Annotated in this window: 1 pseudogene; it reads left to right on the plus strand. The window is 62.2% G+C overall.

The annotated features are described in order from the left end of the window. Positions 1-556 precede the first annotated feature (556 nt). Positions 557-1,395 (plus strand): annotated as a pseudogene (locus tag EN991_RS36305) (sensor histidine kinase); the annotation flags it as partial.

A 1,395-nucleotide genomic window follows, 5' to 3' on the forward strand; every position in this document is an offset into this window, starting at 1 on the left:
TCCGGACCGTTGCCCGCGACGCCGGCGTCACCTGCATCGCCACCATCGCCGCCGTTGCTGTCTACGTCACCATCACCGCCCCTGCCTCCGGTCGCACCATAAAGAGCCTGTGCATGCGCCGGCGCCGTCAGGATGACTGGCAGCAGCAACGACCCCGCGAGCGCCGTGGAGCACAAAAGTACAAGCGGGCGTATGAGCGAGCGACGATCGCGAATTGTCATGGAATTCCCCCCGTGTGCCGCAAGCAACGATTCCGCGGCCGGCCCGATCGCCGGGCGTCCCGCGAAAATCATCGCTTGCCGCTGCGTCGGGTCGCGTGCGTCCGCCACGCACATCGCCCCGACTGCTTCCTCACAATCCGCCCGGCGAAACCACCAAGACGATCGCGGCCGATGATAAAACGTCCTCTCCCGACAATTCCACCGATCAATTCTATTGAATTCTGACCAATTCTTGCACGGGCGGATCGCGCTTGCCTCCCCGCACAACTCCTGCGAGATTCAACATTTGGCGCATCGGGGGGTGCGGCAGGGGAACCCCGTGCGAATACTCGACCATGCTTGATCTGAAGACCGTTCTGGTTGTTACGTTTGCAACCGCAAGCCTGCAGGCCGTCACCTGGTTGTTTGTGTGGCTGGCGTGGCGCCGCCTCTATGAGTTGAAGTTTCTTGCGGCCGGCTTCGTCGCTATCGCGGCGGGGGTGCTGCTGATTCTCCTGCGTGGGGAGCAGCCGGCGGCCTGGGCCATCGTGCTCCACAACACGATCATCAAGCTAGGCCTGGTGTTGCTGGCCGAGGGTCTGGCGCGCTTTCTGGGACAGCCACGCTATACCTGGATCAGCATTTCACTGCTGATTTTCCAAATTGTCGCATGGAGTGCCGCCCTCGCGATGGATCCGGGCGACATTGCTATACGCATTCACGCATCGACCTTCTTTACGGTCGTGATGATGTCGGTGATGTGTCTTGGGCTGATGCGGGACCGGACGCAACCAACCCTCCTGCGCTGGATCACGATCGGTGTGCTTGCCGAGTATATCGCGGCTAGCGTTCTCCAGAGCATCATCGAATACCGGCTGCCGGTCGATTTTCAAGGCGCCTCGGTTCTGGCCGACCGCAACGCCTGGTATCTGCTGCAGGGCGCGCTGTTCCTGATCGCCTTTTTCGGCTGCCTGCTGTTCATGGTCAGTTCGCGGCTGTCCTCTGCGCTGCTGGAGAAAAATATCGCCCTGTCGCGGGAGGTACGGGAACGACGACGGCTGGAAAGCCGGTTGAACGCGAGCCTGGCGGCCGAACGTGTGCGTCGCGACGAGCAGGCGGACTTCATGCGCGGCGTCAGCCACGAGTTTCGCACCCCGCTCGCCATCAACCGCAACGCGGCCGACATGATCGGCCT

Source organism: Mesorhizobium sp. M7A.F.Ca.US.005.03.2.1, assembly GCF_003997795.1.
In the GTDB taxonomy this organism is placed as follows: Bacteria; Pseudomonadota; Alphaproteobacteria; order Rhizobiales; family Rhizobiaceae; genus Mesorhizobium; species Mesorhizobium ciceri.